At 68.5% G+C, this 16,945-nt stretch carries 14 protein-coding genes and 1 CRISPR repeat array; of the genes, 6 read left to right on the top strand and 8 right to left on the bottom strand.

Going from position 1 to position 16,945, the window contains the following annotated elements:
* Window positions 1-48: 48 nt before the first annotated feature.
* Both SM757_RS22995 and SM757_RS22990 read right to left on the bottom strand, forming a co-directional pair.
* Entirely contained in the window at window positions 49-1,149 is a 1,101-nt protein-coding gene (locus SM757_RS22995; protein ID WP_322467177.1) for a patatin-like phospholipase family protein, read from the bottom strand.
* Window positions 1,146-1,952, bottom strand: a complete 807-nt coding sequence (locus SM757_RS22990; RefSeq protein ID WP_322467176.1) for a gamma-glutamyl-gamma-aminobutyrate hydrolase family protein — start codon at window positions 1,950-1,952, stop codon at window positions 1,146-1,148. Before SM757_RS22990 ends, SM757_RS22995 begins: the two co-directional genes overlap by 4 nt.
* 72 nt (window positions 1,953-2,024) lie before the next feature.
* Between SM757_RS22990 and SM757_RS22985 the strand changes: the two genes are divergently transcribed.
* From SM757_RS22985 to SM757_RS22975, 3 genes are all read left to right on the top strand, one after another.
* Window positions 2,025-4,394, top strand: coding sequence for a UvrD-helicase domain-containing protein (locus tag SM757_RS22985; protein WP_322467175.1), 2,370 nt, complete (start codon window positions 2,025-2,027; stop codon window positions 4,392-4,394).
* Between the two features lie 305 nt (window positions 4,395-4,699).
* Window positions 4,700-6,454, top strand: coding sequence for a methyl-accepting chemotaxis protein (locus SM757_RS22980; protein ID WP_322467174.1), 1,755 nt, complete (start codon window positions 4,700-4,702; stop codon window positions 6,452-6,454).
* A gap of 15 nt (window positions 6,455-6,469) precedes the next feature.
* The gene (locus tag SM757_RS22975) at window positions 6,470-7,012 is read left to right on the top strand and encodes a chemotaxis protein CheW (RefSeq protein ID WP_322467173.1); all 543 of its coding nucleotides are present in this window, start codon (window positions 6,470-6,472) and stop codon (window positions 7,010-7,012) included.
* A 552-nt stretch (window positions 7,013-7,564) separates the two neighbouring features.
* Window positions 7,565-8,752: direct repeats of the CRISPR family, unit length 29 nt; unit sequence CGGTTTATCCCCGCTCGCGCGGGAAATAC.
* A gap of 171 nt (window positions 8,753-8,923) precedes the next feature.
* Here SM757_RS22975 and SM757_RS22970 read toward each other — a convergent pair.
* Entirely contained in the window at window positions 8,924-9,118 is a 195-nt protein-coding gene (locus SM757_RS22970; protein WP_066339188.1) for a hypothetical protein, read from the bottom strand.
* A 166-nt stretch (window positions 9,119-9,284) separates the two neighbouring features.
* On the opposite strand from SM757_RS22970, the gene SM757_RS22965 reads away from it, so the two are divergent.
* Window positions 9,285-9,497, top strand: coding sequence for a hypothetical protein (locus SM757_RS22965; protein WP_066339187.1), 213 nt, complete (start codon window positions 9,285-9,287; stop codon window positions 9,495-9,497).
* Here SM757_RS22965 and SM757_RS22960 read toward each other — a convergent pair.
* The 3 genes from SM757_RS22960 to SM757_RS22950 are packed head-to-tail and all read right to left on the bottom strand — an operon-like array spanning window position 9,463 to window position 11,627.
* Window positions 9,463-10,326, bottom strand: coding sequence for a BPSS1780 family membrane protein (locus tag SM757_RS22960; protein ID WP_157119103.1), 864 nt, complete (start codon window positions 10,324-10,326; stop codon window positions 9,463-9,465). The genes SM757_RS22965 and SM757_RS22960 overlap by 35 nt on opposite strands.
* On the bottom strand, window positions 10,323-11,303 hold the full coding sequence (locus tag SM757_RS22955) for a homoserine kinase (protein WP_322467172.1): 981 nt from the start codon (window positions 11,301-11,303) through the stop codon (window positions 10,323-10,325). The genes SM757_RS22960 and SM757_RS22955 overlap by 4 nt, the downstream gene beginning before the upstream one ends.
* Window positions 11,304-11,306: 3 nt before the next feature.
* Window positions 11,307-11,627 (bottom strand): DUF2782 domain-containing protein, encoded by a 321-nt coding sequence (locus tag SM757_RS22950; RefSeq protein WP_084267699.1) that lies wholly within the window; start codon window positions 11,625-11,627, stop codon window positions 11,307-11,309.
* A 76-nt stretch (window positions 11,628-11,703) separates the two neighbouring features.
* Here SM757_RS22950 and polA point away from each other — a divergent pair, with 76 nt between their 5' ends.
* Window positions 11,704-14,454 carry a DNA polymerase I gene (gene polA / locus SM757_RS22945; RefSeq protein WP_322467171.1) on the top strand — a complete coding sequence of 917 codons (2,751 nt, stop codon included), beginning with the start codon at window positions 11,704-11,706 and terminating at the stop codon, window positions 14,452-14,454.
* Between the two features lie 158 nt (window positions 14,455-14,612).
* Window positions 14,613-15,392 carry a ZIP family metal transporter gene (locus tag SM757_RS22940; protein ID WP_066339179.1) on the top strand — a complete coding sequence of 260 codons (780 nt, stop codon included), beginning with the start codon at window positions 14,613-14,615 and terminating at the stop codon, window positions 15,390-15,392.
* Window positions 15,393-15,542: 150 nt separating this feature from the next.
* On the opposite strand, the gene SM757_RS22935 is transcribed toward SM757_RS22940, so the two are convergent.
* A complete protein-coding gene (locus SM757_RS22935) occupies window positions 15,543-15,977 on the bottom strand; it encodes a universal stress protein (protein WP_066339177.1) in 435 nt (144 codons plus the stop codon).
* An 85-nt stretch (window positions 15,978-16,062) separates the two neighbouring features.
* Window positions 16,063-16,926 (bottom strand): sulfurtransferase, encoded by an 864-nt coding sequence (locus tag SM757_RS22930; protein WP_322467170.1) that lies wholly within the window; start codon window positions 16,924-16,926, stop codon window positions 16,063-16,065.
* Between the last annotated feature and the right edge of the window lie 19 nt (window positions 16,927-16,945).

The following is a 16,945-nucleotide window of genomic DNA, read 5'->3' as shown; positions in this document are numbered from 1 at the left end:
GCGGACACAAAAAACCGGGCTCCAAAAATTTGGGCCCGGTGGCGAATTCTACGCAGGCGAGCCCAGCGGGCCCATCGGCAAAGCCCCGTCGCCCAGCAAGGCCGCAAGGTCGGCGCTGGAGCGCTGGCCTATGGCCTCGCCCTGGCTGGCCAGCCACACCTGCGCATGGGCGCGGCCGCGGTCGCGCAGCGCCTCCATGAAAGGGCGATGCGCAATGATCTTGGTGTGCATGGGCAGCCCGGCAAGCTGCTCGTCGGCCTCGATCACGTGCACCCGCAGCGCCGCCACGCGCCGGCGCCAGCCCCAGCCGCGCCACGCGCCCTGGCGCGCCAGCACCTGCAACTGCTGCAGCCAGCGCAGCTCGTGCAGGAAGCAGGCGTTGAAGCCGATCTCCAGCGCGCGGTGCTGTATCTGCGACACGGTGCGCGGCAGCGCCCCGAACACCCGCGGGTTGAGCGTGAGGATCAGCAAGTCCGGCGCGTCCGTCTCGCAAACCAGCGGCAGCAGCGCCGGGTTGGCCGCGTAGCCGCCGTCCCAGTAGGGCTCGCCGTCAATCTCCACGGCCTGCATCAGCATGGGCAGGCAGGCCGAGGCCAGCGCCATCTCCACGGTCAGCTCCTGGCGCTTGAACAGCCGCAATTGCCCGGTGTTGGCGTTGGTGGCGGCAATGAAGATCTGCGGCCCGCGCGAGGCGCGCAGCCGCTCGAAGTCGATCTGCGACGACAGCAGCTTGCGCAGCGGGTTGAGGTTGAGCGGGTTGAGCGCGTAGGGCGACAGCAGCTTGGACCACTGCAGCATGGCCTGCGCGGCCGGGTGCAGGCTGGGGACTTCGTCCTCGCTGCGCGTTGGGCGCACGGCGCCGGCGGGCATCTGCTCGCTAACCGCGTGCCAGAAACGGTGCAGCGCCTCGCGCGCGCCCTCGGTGCCGCCGTCCAGCAGCCCGTGGGCCAGGACGATGGCGTTCATCGCCCCCGCGCTGGTGCCGCTCAGCGCCGCGATCTCCAGGTCGTTGCGGCGCAGCAACTCGTCCAGCACGCCCCATGTGAAGGCGCCGTGCGCGCCGCCGCCTTGCAGCGCCAGCGCCACGGGGCGGCGCGCGCCCTCGCGCCGCCAGGGCCACAGCCCCGCCAGTCCCGACGCGGCGCTCAACGCCCGCGCCCCTTGCGCTCGGCCGCGGCGGCCAAAAATTCGCCCAACAGGGGTTCGCTGTCCAGCCGGCGCGGGTGGGGCGCGTCGCCGGCCATGAATTCCGGGTGCCACTGCATGCCGAACACATAGCCCGGCCCGCGCCAGCGCACGGCCTCCACCACGCCGTCGGGCACGCCGCGGGCCTCCACCTCCAGCCCGTCGCCCAGGTCCTTCACCGCCTGGTGGTGTATGGAATTCACTTCGGCGAGCGTCGTCCCGCCATAGAGCTGCGACAGCCGGGAGCCCGGCGTGATCGCGATGTCGTGGAACTGCTGGTCGTAGCGCATGAGGTCGCGGTGGCCCACGGCGGCGGGCAGTTGAGTGGGAATGTCCTGGTAGAGCGTACCGCCCAAGGCCACGTTGATGAGCTGACAGCCCCGGCAAATGCCGATCACCGGCTTGCCCTCGGCCAGGAAGGCACGGAACAGCGCCATCTCGTAGCGGTCCCGGATGCGGTCGCCGTGCCAGTCGTCGTGCAGCGGGTCTTCGCCGTAGCTGGCGGGGGCGACGTCGTTGCCGCCCTGCAACACCAGGCCGTCCAGCTCGCGGGCGTAGTCGGCCAGGTTCACCTCGCGCGGCAGCAGCAGGCCCTCGCGCTCGATGGCCGGGATCATCAGCGCCAGCACTTGCGGCTTGTGCAGGATCCAGTGCGCCACCGACTGCTCCAGGTAGTGCAGCGTGCGCGTGAACACGCCGCCGGAGTCGGCTTGCGGGGCTTGCGGGTAGTAAATCCTGGCCGAGATGCCTATGAGCAGGGGTGCCATGCGCCCTGCGTAGCGAATGCAATGCCCGGGGCGAACCCCCGTGTAACAGGGGGTGGCTACTTAGAATGCCACATGGGTTCCCCGTCGCTTTTCTCTGAAGACCAGGCCGCCGCGGCCTCCGCCGCCGGTGCGCCCCCGGTGTCCAACGCGCTGCTGCGCCACCTCAACCCGGAGCAGCTCGCCGCCGTCACGCTGCCCGCGCAGCCGGCGCTCATCCTGGCCGGCGCCGGCTCCGGCAAGACGCGCGTGCTCACCACCCGCATCGCCTGGCTGCTGCAGACCGGCCAGGTCTCGCCCGGCGGGCTGCTGGCCGTGACCTTCACCAACAAGGCCGCCAAGGAAATGATGGCGCGCCTGACCGCGCTGCTGCCCCTGAGCGTGCGCGGCATGTGGATAGGCACCTTCCACGGCCTGTGCAACCGGCTGCTGCGCGCGCACTGGAAGCAGGCCGGGCTGCCGCAAAGCTTCCAGATCCTGGACGCCTCCGACACCGTCTCCGCCGTCAAGCGCGTCATCAAGGCCATGAAGCTGGACGAGGAGCGCTTCGTGCCCAAGCAGGTGAGCTGGTTCATCGCCGCCTGCAAGGAAGAGGGCAAGCGCCCGCGCGACGTCGAGGCGCTGGACCCGCACACCCGCCAGCTCGTCACCATCTACGCCGCCTACGAGGACCAGTGCCAGCGCGAGGGCGTGGTGGACTTCGCCGAGCTGATGCTGCGCAGCTACGAGCTGCTGCGTGACAACGAGGCCCTGGCCGCGCACTACCGCCAGCGCTTCCGCCACTTGCTGGTGGACGAGTTCCAGGACACCAACCGCCTGCAGTACGCCTGGCTGAAGATGCTTGCGCCCCCGGGCGGCGGCCAGGGCGTGTTCGCCGTGGGCGACGACGACCAGTCCATCTACGGCTTCCGCGGCGCGCGCGTCGGGAACATGTCCGACTTCGAGCGCGAGTACCGCGTGCAGACCATCGTCAAGCTGGAGCACAACTACCGCAGCTACGGAAACATCCTGGACGCCGCCAACGGGCTGATCGCCCGCAACAGCCGCCGCCTGGGCAAGAACCTGCGCACCGAGGCCGGCCCCGGCGAGCCCGTGCGCGTGCACGAGAGCGTGAGCGACCACGCCGAGGCGCAGTGGCTGATCGAGGAGGCCCAGCTCCTGCACCGCGGCGGCCTTGCGCGCAGCGAGATCGCCGTGCTCTACCGCTCCAACGCGCAAAGCCGCGTGCTGGAAAGCGCGCTGTTCAACGCCGGCATCCCCTACCGCGTCTATGGCGGCCTGCGCTTCTTCGAGCGCGCCGAGGTCAAGCACGCGCTGGCCTACCTGCGCCTGCTGGAGAACCCGCACGACGACACCAGCTTCCTGCGCGTCGTGAACTTCCCCGCGCGCGGCATAGGCGCGCGCAGCGTGGAGCAGCTCACCGACGCCGCCCGCGCCAGCGGCCGCAGCCTGCACCAGAGCGTGGGCGCCGTCACCGGGCGGGCCGGCGCCAACCTCGCGGCGTTCAACCACCTCATCCTGCAACTGCGCGAGCAGACCAAGGGGCTGACGCTGCGCGAAATCATCAAGCGCATGCTGGACGCCAGCGGGCTGCTGGACTTCTACCGCACCGACAAGGACGGCCAGGACCGCATCGAGAACCTGGAAGAACTGGTCAACGCCGCCGAGGCCTTCGTCACCCAGGAGGGCTTCGGCAAGGAGGCCGTCGCGCTGCCCGTGGACGAGCTGCGCCCCGAGGGCGAGGAGGCCATAGGCGCCGACCTGCTGCCCGACGCCGAGACGGGCGAGATCGTCAGCCCCCTGGCGGCGTTTTTGAACCACGCCTCGCTGGAGGCGGGCGACAACCAGGCGCAGGCCGGGTCGGACGCCGTGCAGCTCATGACCGTGCACTCGGCCAAGGGCCTGGAGTTCGACGCCGTGTTCATCACCGGGCTGGAAGAGGGCCTGTTCCCGCACGAGAACTCGCTGTCCGACGCCGACGGGCTGGAGGAGGAGCGGCGGCTGATGTACGTGGCCATCACGCGCGCCAGGAAGCGCCTGTACCTGAGCTTCAGCCAGACGCGGCTGCTGCACGGGCAGACCCGCTACAACGTCAAGAGCCGCTTCTTCGACGAGCTGCCGGATGCCGCGCTCAAGTGGATCACCCCGCGCACCGGCTTCCAGGGCGCCACGTCCTTCACGCCGCGCCAGGCGTGGCAGCACGGCTCCAGTGCCGGGGCCGGGTTCCAGGCCCGCAAGGAGCCCGCGCCGTCCAAGCTCATCCCGAAGGCCGTGCCCTCGCATGGGCTCACCGTGGGCAAGGCCGTGTTCCACAACCGCTTCGGCGAAGGCGTGGTCGTCACGCTGGAAGGCAGCGGCGAGGACACGCGGGCCGAAGTGAATTTCGGCCGGCATGGGCGCAAGTGGCTGGCCTTGTCGGTGGCCAAGCTCACACCCATTGACTGACAACAACCTTAGCGGCCGGCGCGCAATATCGAATTTGTTGCGCGCCGGCCACGAATTCTCCATATTTTTTTGCTTGAGCCATTTCAGAATGAACAGCTCAAGCCCGATATAGATCGAATTCAAAAAAATCGTTCATAAGTTCACGGGCAGTTGACACTGCGGTAACAGTTACTTTCGACTCCGGCGGGACATTAGCTTGTTTCTCAAAGCCTGGGCTCTCTTTTGATTGGTTGCCCTGCGTGTTTATTCGCGCGGGTTTTCCGGGGGCGCAGGTAGCCGCGGAAAATAAACCTCAAAGGAATCACATGAACCTGTTTTCCTCATTCGGCATATCCCAGCGGCTATATGCCGTGTCGGCCGTGCTCATATTGGCGCTGACGACGCTGGCCGTGACGTCCTGGAGCCAGTTGCGCAGTGTCGAGCATCTGGCCGCCAATGCCGGTGAGGTGCGCATGCTGCAGCTTGAGCGCATTGCCAGTACCGAGCTCAGCGTGACGCAAGTGCTGCTGGACCTGCGCCACGCCATGCTGGTGCACGATCGTGACGACGTCGAGGCCATGGCCCGCGACATCATGAGCAAGCGCGAGCAAATCACGCGCAACGACAACGCCTTCCTCAACGATATTCCCGACCAGGCCGGCAAAGACGCTTTCCGCGATATCTGGCTGAAAATGCAGCAGGACACCTGGCCGGTGGCCGAGGCCAATTTGCAGATGGTGCGCGACGGCCAGCGTGAAGAAGCCTTCAAAATGCTGAAGGCCAAGACCATTCCCACCTTTACCCATATGCAGCAATGGCTGAGCGAAGCTCGCGCCAAGCAAAGCCAATTGCTGGGCACGGAAGTGGGTGATATTCAAAAGGCGGCGCAAAGCACGCGCACCCTGCTGGTCAGCCTGGTGGTGATGATTGCCACGGGCCTGCTGGCGTTTTCCTGGTATATCGGCCGCCGCCTGCGCAGCCGCGTGGCCGAATCGCAGAAGGTGGCCGAGCGCGTTCGCGACGGCGACTTCACCGTGCCGGTCGTGGACGACCGCAATGACGAGTTCACCCCGCTGCTGCACGCCATGGGCAGCATGCAGGCCTCGCTGACCGACGTGGTGCGCAGCGTGCGCAGCAACGCCGAGGGCGTGGCCGTGGCCAGCGCGCAGATCGCGCAGGGCAACCAGGACCTGAGCCAGCGCACCGAGCACCAGGCCTCCGCGCTGCAGGAGACCGCCGCCTCCATGGACGAGCTGGGCAGCACCGTGCGCCACAACGCCGACAACGCCAGCCAGGCCGACCAGTTGGCGCAGGGCGCCTCCGCCGTGGCCGTCAAGGGCGGCCAGGTGGTGGCGCAGGTGGTGGACACCATGCGCGGCATCGAGGACAGCTCGCGCAAGATCGCCGACATCATCGGCACCATCGACGGCATCGCCTTCCAGACCAACATCCTGGCGCTCAATGCCGCGGTGGAAGCGGCGCGGGCCGGCGAGCAGGGCCGCGGCTTCGCCGTCGTGGCCGGCGAAGTGCGCAGCCTGGCGCAGCGCAGCGCCGAGGCGGCCAAGGAGATCAAGGGCCTGATCACGGACAGCGTGGAGCGCGTGAGCCAGGGCTCCAGCCTGGCCAACGAGGCCGGGGCCACGATGGCCGAGGTGGTGACCTCCATCCGCCGCGTGACCGACCTCATGGGCGAGATCAACAGCGCCAGCGCCGAGCAAAGCCGCGGCGTGGCGCAGGTCAGCGAGGCCGTGACGCAGATGGACCAGGTGACGCAGCAGAACGCGGCCCTGGTGGAGGAGAGCGCCGGAGCCTCGGAGAGCCTGCGCACGCAGGCGCAGCGCCTGGTGCAGGCGGTGTCGGTGTTCCGCCTGGCCCAGGGCCAGGGCGAAGCCGCCGCGTTCGTGTCCGAAGCGAGGCCTTACCAGCCCGCCATGGCCGTGAAGCCGCGCGCCGCAGCGGCGCAGGGCAAGGCGGGGCGGCCGGGCTTCACGCCCAAGGTCACGTCCAAGCCGGCGGCTGCGCTGCCCAGGCCGGAAATGGCCGAAGCCGGCGGCGATACCGACAACTGGCAGTCCTTTTGAGCGGGAGAAACCGACATGCAAAACACTTCATTGACGCCCGTGCCGGGCTCCAGCGTCGCGCATGCCCAGGCCTTGCAACCGCCGTCCTCCCAGGGCGCCGGGCGTGAGTTCCTTGCGTTCAAGCTGGGCGGCGAGGAGTACGGCATAGACATCCTGCGGGTGCGCGAGATCCGCTCCTACGAGGCGCCCACGCGCATTGCCAACGCGCCGGATTTCGTCATGGGCGTGATCAACCTGCGCGGCGTCATAGTCCCGGTGGTGGACATGCGGGTGAAGCTGGGGCTGGCGTCGCCGCGCTACGACGAATTCACCGTCGTGATCGTGCTGAGCATTGGCAACCGGGTGGTGGGCATGGTGGTGGACAGCGTGTGCGACGTCATCACGCTGGGCGCGGCGCAGATGCTGCCCGTGCCGGACTTCAACGCCCACGTGTCCGCGGAGCACCTGATGGCCATCGGTTCGCTGGACGAGCGCATGCTCATCCTGGTGGACATCGAGCGGCTGATGACCAGCGCCGACATGGCGCTGTTCAACACGCCTGCGGCCCTGGCGCATTGAGCGCCGCCGGGCTTTTGTTCCCACTGGCGCGGGGAACAGACCGTCATCCCGGCGAAGGCCGGGGTAGGCATTTTTGTATTTCCCGCGCGAGCGGAAATAAACCGCACATTGCCCAACCAAGCACAGGCTGGAAAAAATAATGCGGTCTCCGGGCGAGGGTCCAGTGTCGTCCGGAGAAATTGGTTTTTCAGGCAGCCTGAAAGCCGAGGCGTTTCGCACCCCACTTCGTCATTCCCGCGAAGGCGGGAATCCGGCCCCACACCAGAGCGAAGGGGCAAAGCAGGAAAAACGCGGTTTTTGGACCTTGTGACGCCGGCCCATGGGCTGACGGCCGGCTTGGGGGCCGCCTGGATTCCCGCCTTCGCGGGAATGACGACTTCCGGGGGCGCTGCGCGTCTGTCTCCGGCTGGCGCTTGTCCACTTTCCCCGGACAGCCCTGTGCTTGTGCGGGATGACAAAGTAGTCAGCGCAACTCACTGGCTGCGGCTGACACCAAAAGGTTTTTCCGGGCGGCATTGCAGCGTTCGTGTATCCCGACTCTATCCGCCGGCACAGTTTTTCCCCGCTCGCGCGGGAAATACCCGTCTATATAGATGTAATCCCAAAGGTAATCCGGTTTTTCCCCGCTCGCGCGGGAAATACTCCCGTTTGAAATCCGAAGGAAGGACCGATGACGGTTTATCCCCGCTCGCGCGGGAAATACTCCAGCAGTTCGTTGAGAGCCTGGCTCGACAGCGGTTTATCCCCGCTCGCGCGGGAAATACCAGCCGATGCCGCAGGGACCGAACGTGTCTGTCGGTTTATCCCCGCTCGCGCGGGAAATACGGCGCCGGCTTGCCCTCCAGACCCGCCACAGCCGGTTTATCCCCGCTCGCGCGGGAAATACATGCGGGCGCTCCAGGGTGGTGATGTCGATGACGGTTTATCCCCGCTCGCGCGGGAAATACGCCGCAAGTGCCGCCGCTCCATCAATAACCCGCGGTTTATCCCCGCTCGCGCGGGAAATACGTGGTGCGCTGCTCGGCCTCATCTAGGATTTCCGGTTTATCCCCGCTCGCGCGGGAAATACCGTCGTGACAGCGTCGGCAGCGTCGATGATCCCGGTTTATCCCCGCGCGCGCGGGAAATACGTGGTGAGGACGTTGCGGGCGTTGGCGGCCAGCGGTTTATCCCCGCTCGCGCGGGAAATACATGTGCAGGTTTTGATTCGCGGCGTCAAGCGGCGGTTTATCCCCGCTCGCGCGGGAAATACGGTTTGTGCCCCGGGGTCTTTTTTTATCGCTTCGGTTTATCCCCGCTCGCGCGGGAAATACACGGTTTTGCACCTCATGCAGCGCCGACATGACGGTTTATCCCCGCTCGCGCGGGAAATACGGGTGCTGCAATGCCTTGACCCTGAGTTTGGGCGGTTTATCCCCGCTCGCGCGGGAAATACCTCAACACCGGCACGACCTGGGAGCGCTGGGCCGGTTTATCCCCGCTCGCGCGGGAAATACCGGATTGCCACCCACTGCGAGGCGTTGGCCTGCGGTTTATCCCCGCTCGCGCGGGAAATACTAAAGAAAAGCATTGGAATTGGTATCAATCGTCGGTTTATCCCCGCTCGCGCGGGAAATACGCTATGACCAAGCCCGCCACGCCACTTTCATTCGGTTTATCCCCGCTCGCGCGGGAAATACACCGGCCTGGTTGTGTTCCGATCAAAAAGGCACGGTTTATCCCCGCTCGCGCGGGAAATACTCTACTTCTAACCCGTTGATTTCAAACGTGTTTTTCGGCCCCGTCCGATCTACCGAAAAACACGCCTGATGCCGATCAAGTTGTTAAGGAGCGTCGCCGCGGAGTGGAGGCGGTTCAGGGGAGGGGTTTACCGCGGCCGTGCGTGACGGCGGGCGATGGCGATCAAGGCTTTTAGTCGCCCCCCGCCACCACGTCCACCGTCTTCTCAATCACTTTCCCGGTAACGGAAACCCCGGTGCTCACCACGGCCCCGGTCACGGAGATCGCCGCACCCGCCGCGGCGCCGGCCACGGAAACGACGGCGCAGCCGGAACACAGCAGCGAGGCGGCCAGCAGGCCGGCGAAAAGGGAAAACTTTGATTTCATGGGGCGCAATTGTCGCGGCCGCCGTGTTGCAGCCTGTGGCTCCCATTTCACGAAATCGACACGGGCGCGACATGAGACCGTCATGCCGGGCGCCGACACTGCCGCCGTCGCTGCTGCACCTTGCGTGCAGCGCCCAACTCAGCAGTTCACCCCCGGAGCAGTTCCCATGGCTTACCTGAGCGAAAGCTTCCTGGCCGCGTCGCGGCTGGCGCTGGGCTTGCCGGCTGAGGCCGCGCCGCGCGGCCGCCGTGCATCCCAACAAAAAGACCGCCAGGCCCGCAAGGCCGAGGCGGTCAGTCCGCTGCGCTATCCGGCCCTGATGCCTGCAGCGCTGCTGCCGGCGTTCACGCCGCCCCGTTCGTCGGCGCCTGGTCGTTAGGCTGGTCCGTGCTGGCCGCAGTCGTCGTCCAGCCGAAGCTGTCGCTGAAGGTGAAGTACAGCGACACGTAGAAGGCGCAGCTGAACATCAGCCCCGCCGGCAGCGCCGCAATGCCCGCCATCTGCCGCGCCCCCAGCAGCGCGAACACGGTGCCCACCAGCAGCGTAAAGGCCACCACCAGCACCACCCAGGCCAGGCCGTAGACCAGCAGCGCGCCGCGGTTGCGCCAGCAGGCGATCCAGCTCGAAAAGAGCGACTGCGCCGTCCCCTGCTGCCCCCACCACACCAGCGCGGGCGCGTGCCAGAAGGGCAGCGCCAGCAGCGTGGTCAGCGCCACGCGCAGCAGCAATCCGAACTGCAGCCGTGCGTCCGTCAGCAGCACGCCGGGCTCGCCGCCCTCGACCATCATTTCCACGTGCAGTTGCTCGAAGCTGCCGCCGTCCACCCAGTCGCACAGGGCCGCGATGAAGGCCGTGGCCAGGCCATAGACCACGCACAGCTTGATCAGCTCGCGCCGCCGCGCCTTCTGCCGGCCGCCGACCAGCTCCACGTACTGGCCCGGATGCACCGGCTTGCCGCCCAACGCGCCGCGTGTGGCCACCATGAAGGCCAGCGACAGCAGCGGCAGCGCCATCATCACCACGATGGGTCCGACCACCGGCAGCGACATCACGAACAGCGCCACGAACAGGAAGGACAGGAACAGCAGCGTGAAGCCCATGGGCCTGCGCATGAACAGCGCAAAGCCGCGCCGCACCCACAACACGCCTTGCCTCGCCGGCAGGGTTTGCAGCAGCAGGGGCGGAGGGGGCAGCGGCAGGGAGCTCATTCGTCGCGTTGGCCTTGCGGGTGCCACGGAGTGGCGATGCGTGCACGCAGCACGCGCTCGAAATGCGTGGGGTCGTGCGGCTTGAGCATGCTGGCGTCGCGCGGCAGGTGCAGGTCCCACAGGCGGGAAACCCAGAAGCGCAGCGCGCCCGCGCGCAGCATGGCGGGCATCAGCCGCCGCTCGGTGCTGCTCAGGGGCCGCACGCGCTCGTAGGCGGCCACGAACGCCACCGCACGCTCGTCCACGCCGCGGCCGCTGTCCAGGTCCAGGCACCAGTCGTTCAGGCACACGGCGATGTCGAACAGGTAAGTGTCGACACCGGCGAAGTAGAAGTCGAAGAAGCCGGTGAGGCGCTCGCGGCCGGGCAGGCCCTCGAACATCACGTTGTCGCGGAAGAGGTCCGCGTGCACCGGGCCGCGCGGCAAGCCGGCGTGGGCGGCAGAGGCGGCCAGCTCCGTCTGGAAGGCCAGCTCCTCGGTGATCAGCGCCTTCTGGTCGTCGGTGAGGAAGGGCAGCACCACCGGCACCGTTTCCTGCCACCAGGGCAGGCCGCGCAGGTTGGGCTGCGCCAGCGGGAAGTCGGCGCCGGCCAGGTGCATGCGGGCCAGCATCTCGCCGACCTGCTCGCAGTGGTGCAGGTCGGGGGCGAGCTGGTGGCCGCCGGGGAGCTTGTTGACCAGCGCGGCGGGCTTGCCGTTGAGCTGGTGCAGGATCTGGTCGTTGTCGTCCGAGCGCGGCTCAGGCACGGGGATGCCGCGCTGCGCCAGGTGGCGCATGAGGTGCAGGTAGAAGGGCAACTGCTCGTAGGTCAGGCGCTCGAACAGCGTGAGCACCCATTCGCCCTGGGTCGTGGAGACGAAGTAGTTGGTGTTCTCAATGCCCGCGCCAATGCCGCGCAGCGCGGTGAGCTGGCCCACGTCCAGCGTGGAAACGAAGGCCGCGGCCTCCTCGAACGACACCTCGGTGAAGACGGCCATGGATCAGAAATTGAAAACGTTCCAAACGCGCTGCCCAACGGCGCCGCGGCTGCTGCTCGGCCCGGCGCTGGGGTCGCGCCCGCCGCTTTCGGGAATCACTTCGTAGGCCGCGCCCTTGCGCGGCTGCACGTGGATGCGCTGGGTCTGGCCGCGCACGCGCAGCTCCTCCACGCGCACGCCTTCGTCCTGGACGACCACGTGCTGCACGTTGGGCTCCGGCGGCAATTGGCGCTCGGCGGGCGCCGCCTCGGGTTGGGCGGCCAGCGGCAGCGCCGCGCTCAGCGCGGCCAGCAGCACCGCGGCAGGGCGGAAGAAGGCGTTCATGCCGCCATTGTAGGAGCCGGCCTGCGCCCGCCCTGGCCGCATGGCACAGGCCGCGCGCTGATTGACAATCCAGCGGATGAGCGAGAACAAGACCCTGCTGCTGGTGGACGGCTCCAGCTACCTCTACCGCGCCTACCACGCGCTGCCGGACCTGCGCGGCCCCGCCGGCGTGCCCACCGGCGCGCTGCACGGCATGGTGGCCATGATGCAGCGCCTGCGCGAGCAGGTGCCCGCGGCGCACGCGGTGTGCGTGTTCGACGCCTCCGGCCCAACCTTCCGCGACGAGTGGTACCCCGACTACAAGGCGCAACGCGCGCCCATGCCCGAGGCACTGGCCGAGCAGATCGAGCCTATTCATGAAGTGGTGAAGCTGCTGGGCTGGCCGGTGCTGCAGGTCAGCGGCGTGGAGGCCGACGACGTCATCGGCACGCTCGCGCGCGTGGGCGAGGCGTCCGGCCACGAGGTGGTCGTCTCCACCGGCGACAAGGACTTGGCCCAACTGGTCACGCCCAAGGTCTCGCTCATCAACACCATGAGCAACGAGCGGCTGGACGAGGCCGGCGTGCTGGCCAAGTTCGGCGTGGCGCCGGACCGCATCGTGGACTACCTGACCCTCGTGGGCGACACGGTGGACAACATCCCCGGCGTCGAGAAAGTCGGCCCCAAGACAGCCGCCAAGTGGCTGGCCGAGCACGGCTCGCTGGACGGCGTGATCGCCGCGGCCGACAAGATCAAGGGCGTGGCCGGCGAGAACCTGCGCAAGGCGCTGGAGTGGCTGCCGCAGGGCCGGCGCCTGGTGACGGTGCGCTGCGACTGCGACCTCGCCACCCACGTGCCCGGCTGGCCCTCGCTGGACGCGCTGGCGCTGCGCCCCGTGCAGCGCGACGACCTCCTGGCCTTCTACACGCGCTACGGCTTCAAGACCTGGAAGCGCGACCTGGAGGAGGCCATCGCCATGGAAGGCCGCGCCGACGCGCAGGGCGACCTGGTGACGCTCATGGAAACGGCCAGCGCCCCGGTCGAGAAGCGCTACGAGACCGTCCTCACCATGGAAGCGCTGCAGGCGTGGATTGAAAAGATCGACGCCGCGCCGCTGAGCTCGCTGGACACCGAGACCGACTCCCTGGACGCGCTGCGCGCCAACATCGTGGGCCTGTCGCTGTCGGTGGAGCCGGGCGAGGCCTGCTACGTGCCGCTGCGCCACGACTACGCGGGCGCGCCCGACCAGCTTCCGCTGGACGTGGTGCTCGAAAAACTGCGCCCCTGGCTGGAGGACGACAAGAAGCCCAAGCTGGGCCAGCACGCCAAGTACGACCTGCACGTGTTCGAGAACGTGGGCATCACGGTGCGCGGCTACGTGCACGACACGCTGCTGGAGAGCTACGTGCTGGAGGCGCACAAGCCGCACTCGCTGGAGAGCCTGGCCGAGCGCCACCTCAACCGCAGCGGCCTGAGCTACGAGGACTTGTGCGGCAAGGGCGCCAAGCAGATTCCGTTCGCGCAGGTGGACATCGAGCGCGCCTCCGAATACGCCTGCGAGGACGCCGACCTGTGCCTGCAGGTGCACCGCGCGCTGTGGCCGCGGGTGGAGGCCGACAGTGGGCTGCTGCACGTCTACCGCGAGATCGAGATGCCCATCTCCGCGCTGCTGGCGCGCATGGAGCGCACGGGGGTGCTGATCGACAGCGAGGTGCTTGCCAAGCAAAGCCACGCCCTGGGCCAGCGGCTGCTGGCGCTGGAGCAGGAGGTGCACGATCTCGCCGGCCAGCCCTTCAACCTGGGCAGCCCCAAGCAGCTCGGCGAAATCCTGTTCAACAAGCTGGGCCTGGCGCCGGTGAAGAAGACGGCCAGCGGCGCGCCGTCCACCGACGAGGAAGTGCTGGAAAAGCTGGCGCTGGACCACCCGCTGCCCGCGCGGCTGCTGGAGCACCGCGGCCTGGCCAAGCTCAAGAGCACCTACACCGACAAGCTGCCGGCGATGGTCAACCCGCAGACGGGCCGCGTGCACACGACCTACGCGCAGGCGGTGGCGGTGACGGGGCGCCTGTCCAGCAACGAGCCCAACCTGCAGAACATCCCCATCCGCACGCCGGAAGGGCGCCGGGTGCGCGAGGCCTTCATCGCGCCCAAGGGCTGCGTGATCGCCAGCGCCGACTACTCGCAGATCGAGTTGCGCATCATGGCCCACATCAGCGGCGACGAAGGTTTACTGCGCGCCTTCACCGAGGGCGACGACGTGCACCGCGCCACCGCCGCCGAGGTGTTCGGGGTGGCGGCGGCGGACGTCAACAGCGAGCAGCGCCGCTATGCCAAGACCATCAACTTCGGCCTGATCTACGGCATGAGCGAGTACGGCCTGGCGCGGCGCCTGGGCATAGAGAACAAGGCCGCGCGCACCTACATAGAGCGCTACTTCGCGCGCTATCCGGGCGTGAAGCGCTACATGGACGAGACGCGCGCCACGGCCTCCGAGCGCGGCTTCGTGGAGACGGTGTTCGGCCGCCGGCTGTACCTGCCGGAAATCCGCGGCGGCAACGGCCCGCGCCGGGCCGAGGCCGAGCGCCAGGCCGTCAACGCGCCCATGCAGGGCACGGCGGCGGACCTGATCAAGCTCGCCATGCTGGCCGTGCAGCGGGCGCTGGACGAGCAGGGCAAGCTCACGCGCATCGTCCTGCAGGTGCACGACGAGCTGGTGTTCGAGGTGCCGGAAGCGGAGCTGGACTGGGTCAAGGCCGAGGTGCCCAGGCTCATGGCGGGCGTGGCGCAGTTGAAAGTGCCGCTGCTGGCCGAGGTGGGGGTTGGGCGCAATTGGGACGAGGCGCATTGAGGGCGGCGGAGCGTCGCGCCCACTGACGCCAGGCTGACGCACCGGCCGCCGCCGCCGCGGGCGGTTGCTAAGATGCGCGCCCCCCACCCGCCGCGCCTGCCGTGGCGCGGCCCGTCCTTACTGTTGACCGCGTGACGAACGCGGTCGCCCCCTGTTCCATGACGCTTGCGTACATCGTTGTCGCCACGCTGTTGGGCGGTCTGCTGTCGGTCCTGATCGCTGCGCAGCTCACGCTCAGCGTGCTTGGGCGGCTGGTCAAGAGCCTGGTGAGCCTGTCCGCGGGCGTGCTGCTGGGCACGGCGCTGATCAACGTGTTGCCCGAGGCTTTCGAGGGGGACGCGGACCCGCACAGCCTGTTCCTGGCGCTGCTGGCCGGCTTGCTGTTCTTCTTCCTGCTGGAAAAGGCCGAGCTCTACCGCCACGGCCACCACCACGAGGGCGACGACCCGCACCACCACCACCACCACGGCTTCGACGCCGAGCAGGCCGGCAAGGGCGGCTGGAGCGTGCTGCTGGGCGACAGCATCCACAACTTCTGCGACGGCATCATCATCGCCGCGGCCTTCCTGTCGGACACGCAGTTGGGCATCGCCACGGCGCTGGCGGTGATCCTGCACGAGATACCGCAGGAGGTCGGCGACTACATCGTGCTGCTCAACGCCGGCCTCTCCCGGCAGCGCGCCCTGGTCTACAACGCCATGTCGGGCCTGGCCTCCGTGGTCGGCGGCGTGGTGGGCTACCTGGTGGTGGAGCCCTGGAAGCCGCTGTTCCCCTACCTCCTGGTCGTGGCCTCCAGCAGCTTCATCTATGTCGCGGTGGCGGACCTGCTGCCGCAACTGCAGCGGCGCTTGAGCCTGCGCGACACCCTCGCGCAACTGGGCTGGCTCGCCACGGGCCTGGGCGTGGTGCTGGTGGCCACGCGCATGCTGCACCACTGACGTCCAGGCGCCCGGCGCGGCGGCGGTGCCCATGGCGGCCGTTGACGGCGCAAAGAAAAACGCCGGGGCGCGGTAATCCACGCTCCCGGCGCCAAGCCTCTGACGCCGCGCGCTGCAGCGGCTGCGCGCGGCTCTCCCTGTGAGTCCGTATCAGCGCACGACCAGCACGGGGATGGTGGCGTGCGTGAGCACCTTCTGCGTCTCGCTGCCCAGCAGCAGCGCCGCGACGCCGCGGCGGCCGTGCGAGGCCATGACGATGAGGTCGCACGCCTGCTCCTTGGCGTGCTCGCAAATGGCTTCCCAGGGGTGCAGCGCCTCGATGGTGTGGGCCTTGCACGCGACGCCGGCGGACTGCGCCGCCTCCAGCACGCTGTTGATGCGCTGGCTGGCGATGCGCTCCTGCGCGTCGAAGAACTCCTGCGGCGGCGTGGGCTGCATCTCCGAAATGGCGCCGTAGGGGAAGGGCTCCTTGGCGCTGAGCGCGAGCAGCTCCGCGCCGCACAGCTTGGCCAGCTCTATGGCCTGGCGCACGGCCTTGGCGGTGATTTCGGAACCGTCGGTGGGAACCAGGATGCGCTTGTACATAGATCGATCTCCTTTTTCTGTGCCCTCGTTCGAAAGGGCCGTGTAAGAAGTGTCGCGCCGCGGCGGGGTCTTGCCTTGACGGGGGTCAAGCCCTGGCCACGGGCCTTGCCGGGTCGGAGCACCACTCGCTCCAGGAACCGGGGTAGAGCGGGCTGCCGGCCCATCCGGCGTGCTCCAGCGCCAGCAGGTTGTGGCAGGCGGTCACGCCGGAGCCGCACTGCTGCACCAGGGCGGACGCCTCGCCGCCGGCCAGCAGCGGGGCGAATTCCTCGCGCAGCGCCTGTGCGCTCTTGAAGCGGCCGTCCGGGAGCAGGTTGAGCTTGAAGAAGCGGTTGAGCGCGCCGGGGATGTGGCCGGCCACGGCGTCCAGCGGCTCGGTGTCGCCGCGATAGCGCTCGGGGGCGCGGGCGTCCAGGATGCGCACGCGGCCCAGGTTCTCCAGCAGCTCGCCGGCCTGCAGCGTGGGCATGGTGGCCGGCCCCATCGCGTAGGGCGCCGCGGACGCGTCGCGCGCGGGCACGGCGCTGTCCAGCGGGGCGCCGGCCCCGGCCCAGGCCTGGCGGCCGCCGTCCAGCACCGCCACGGCCTCGTGGCCCAGCCAGCGCAGCAGCCACCAGGCGCGCGCGGCGAACATGCCGCCCTGCGCGTCGTAGGCCACGGCCTGCACGCCGGGCTTCAGCCCAAGCTGGCCCAGCAGCGCGGCCAGAGCGTCGCGCGAGGGCAGCGGATGGCGGCCGGGAAAGCGGCCTTGGGCGTCGCGCACGGCCGGGGCGCTGAGGTCGCGCTCCAGGTGCGCGTAGTGAGCGCCGGGCAGGTGGCCCTGGGCGTAGGCGCGCTCGCCGGCGGCGGGGTCGGCCAGGTCGAAGCCGCAGTCCAGCAGCAGCGGGGGCTGGCCCTCGCGCTGCAGCGCCTGCAGCTCGGCCACGGTGATCAGGGTGCGGTAGGGCATGTTCGAGCGTCTTCGTCCA

The sequence above is a fragment of the Azohydromonas lata genome (genome assembly GCF_034427735.1).
Lineage (GTDB): Bacteria > Pseudomonadota > Gammaproteobacteria > Burkholderiales > Burkholderiaceae_C > Azohydromonas > Azohydromonas lata.
This window is presented reverse-complemented; position numbering and strand designations above follow the sequence as displayed.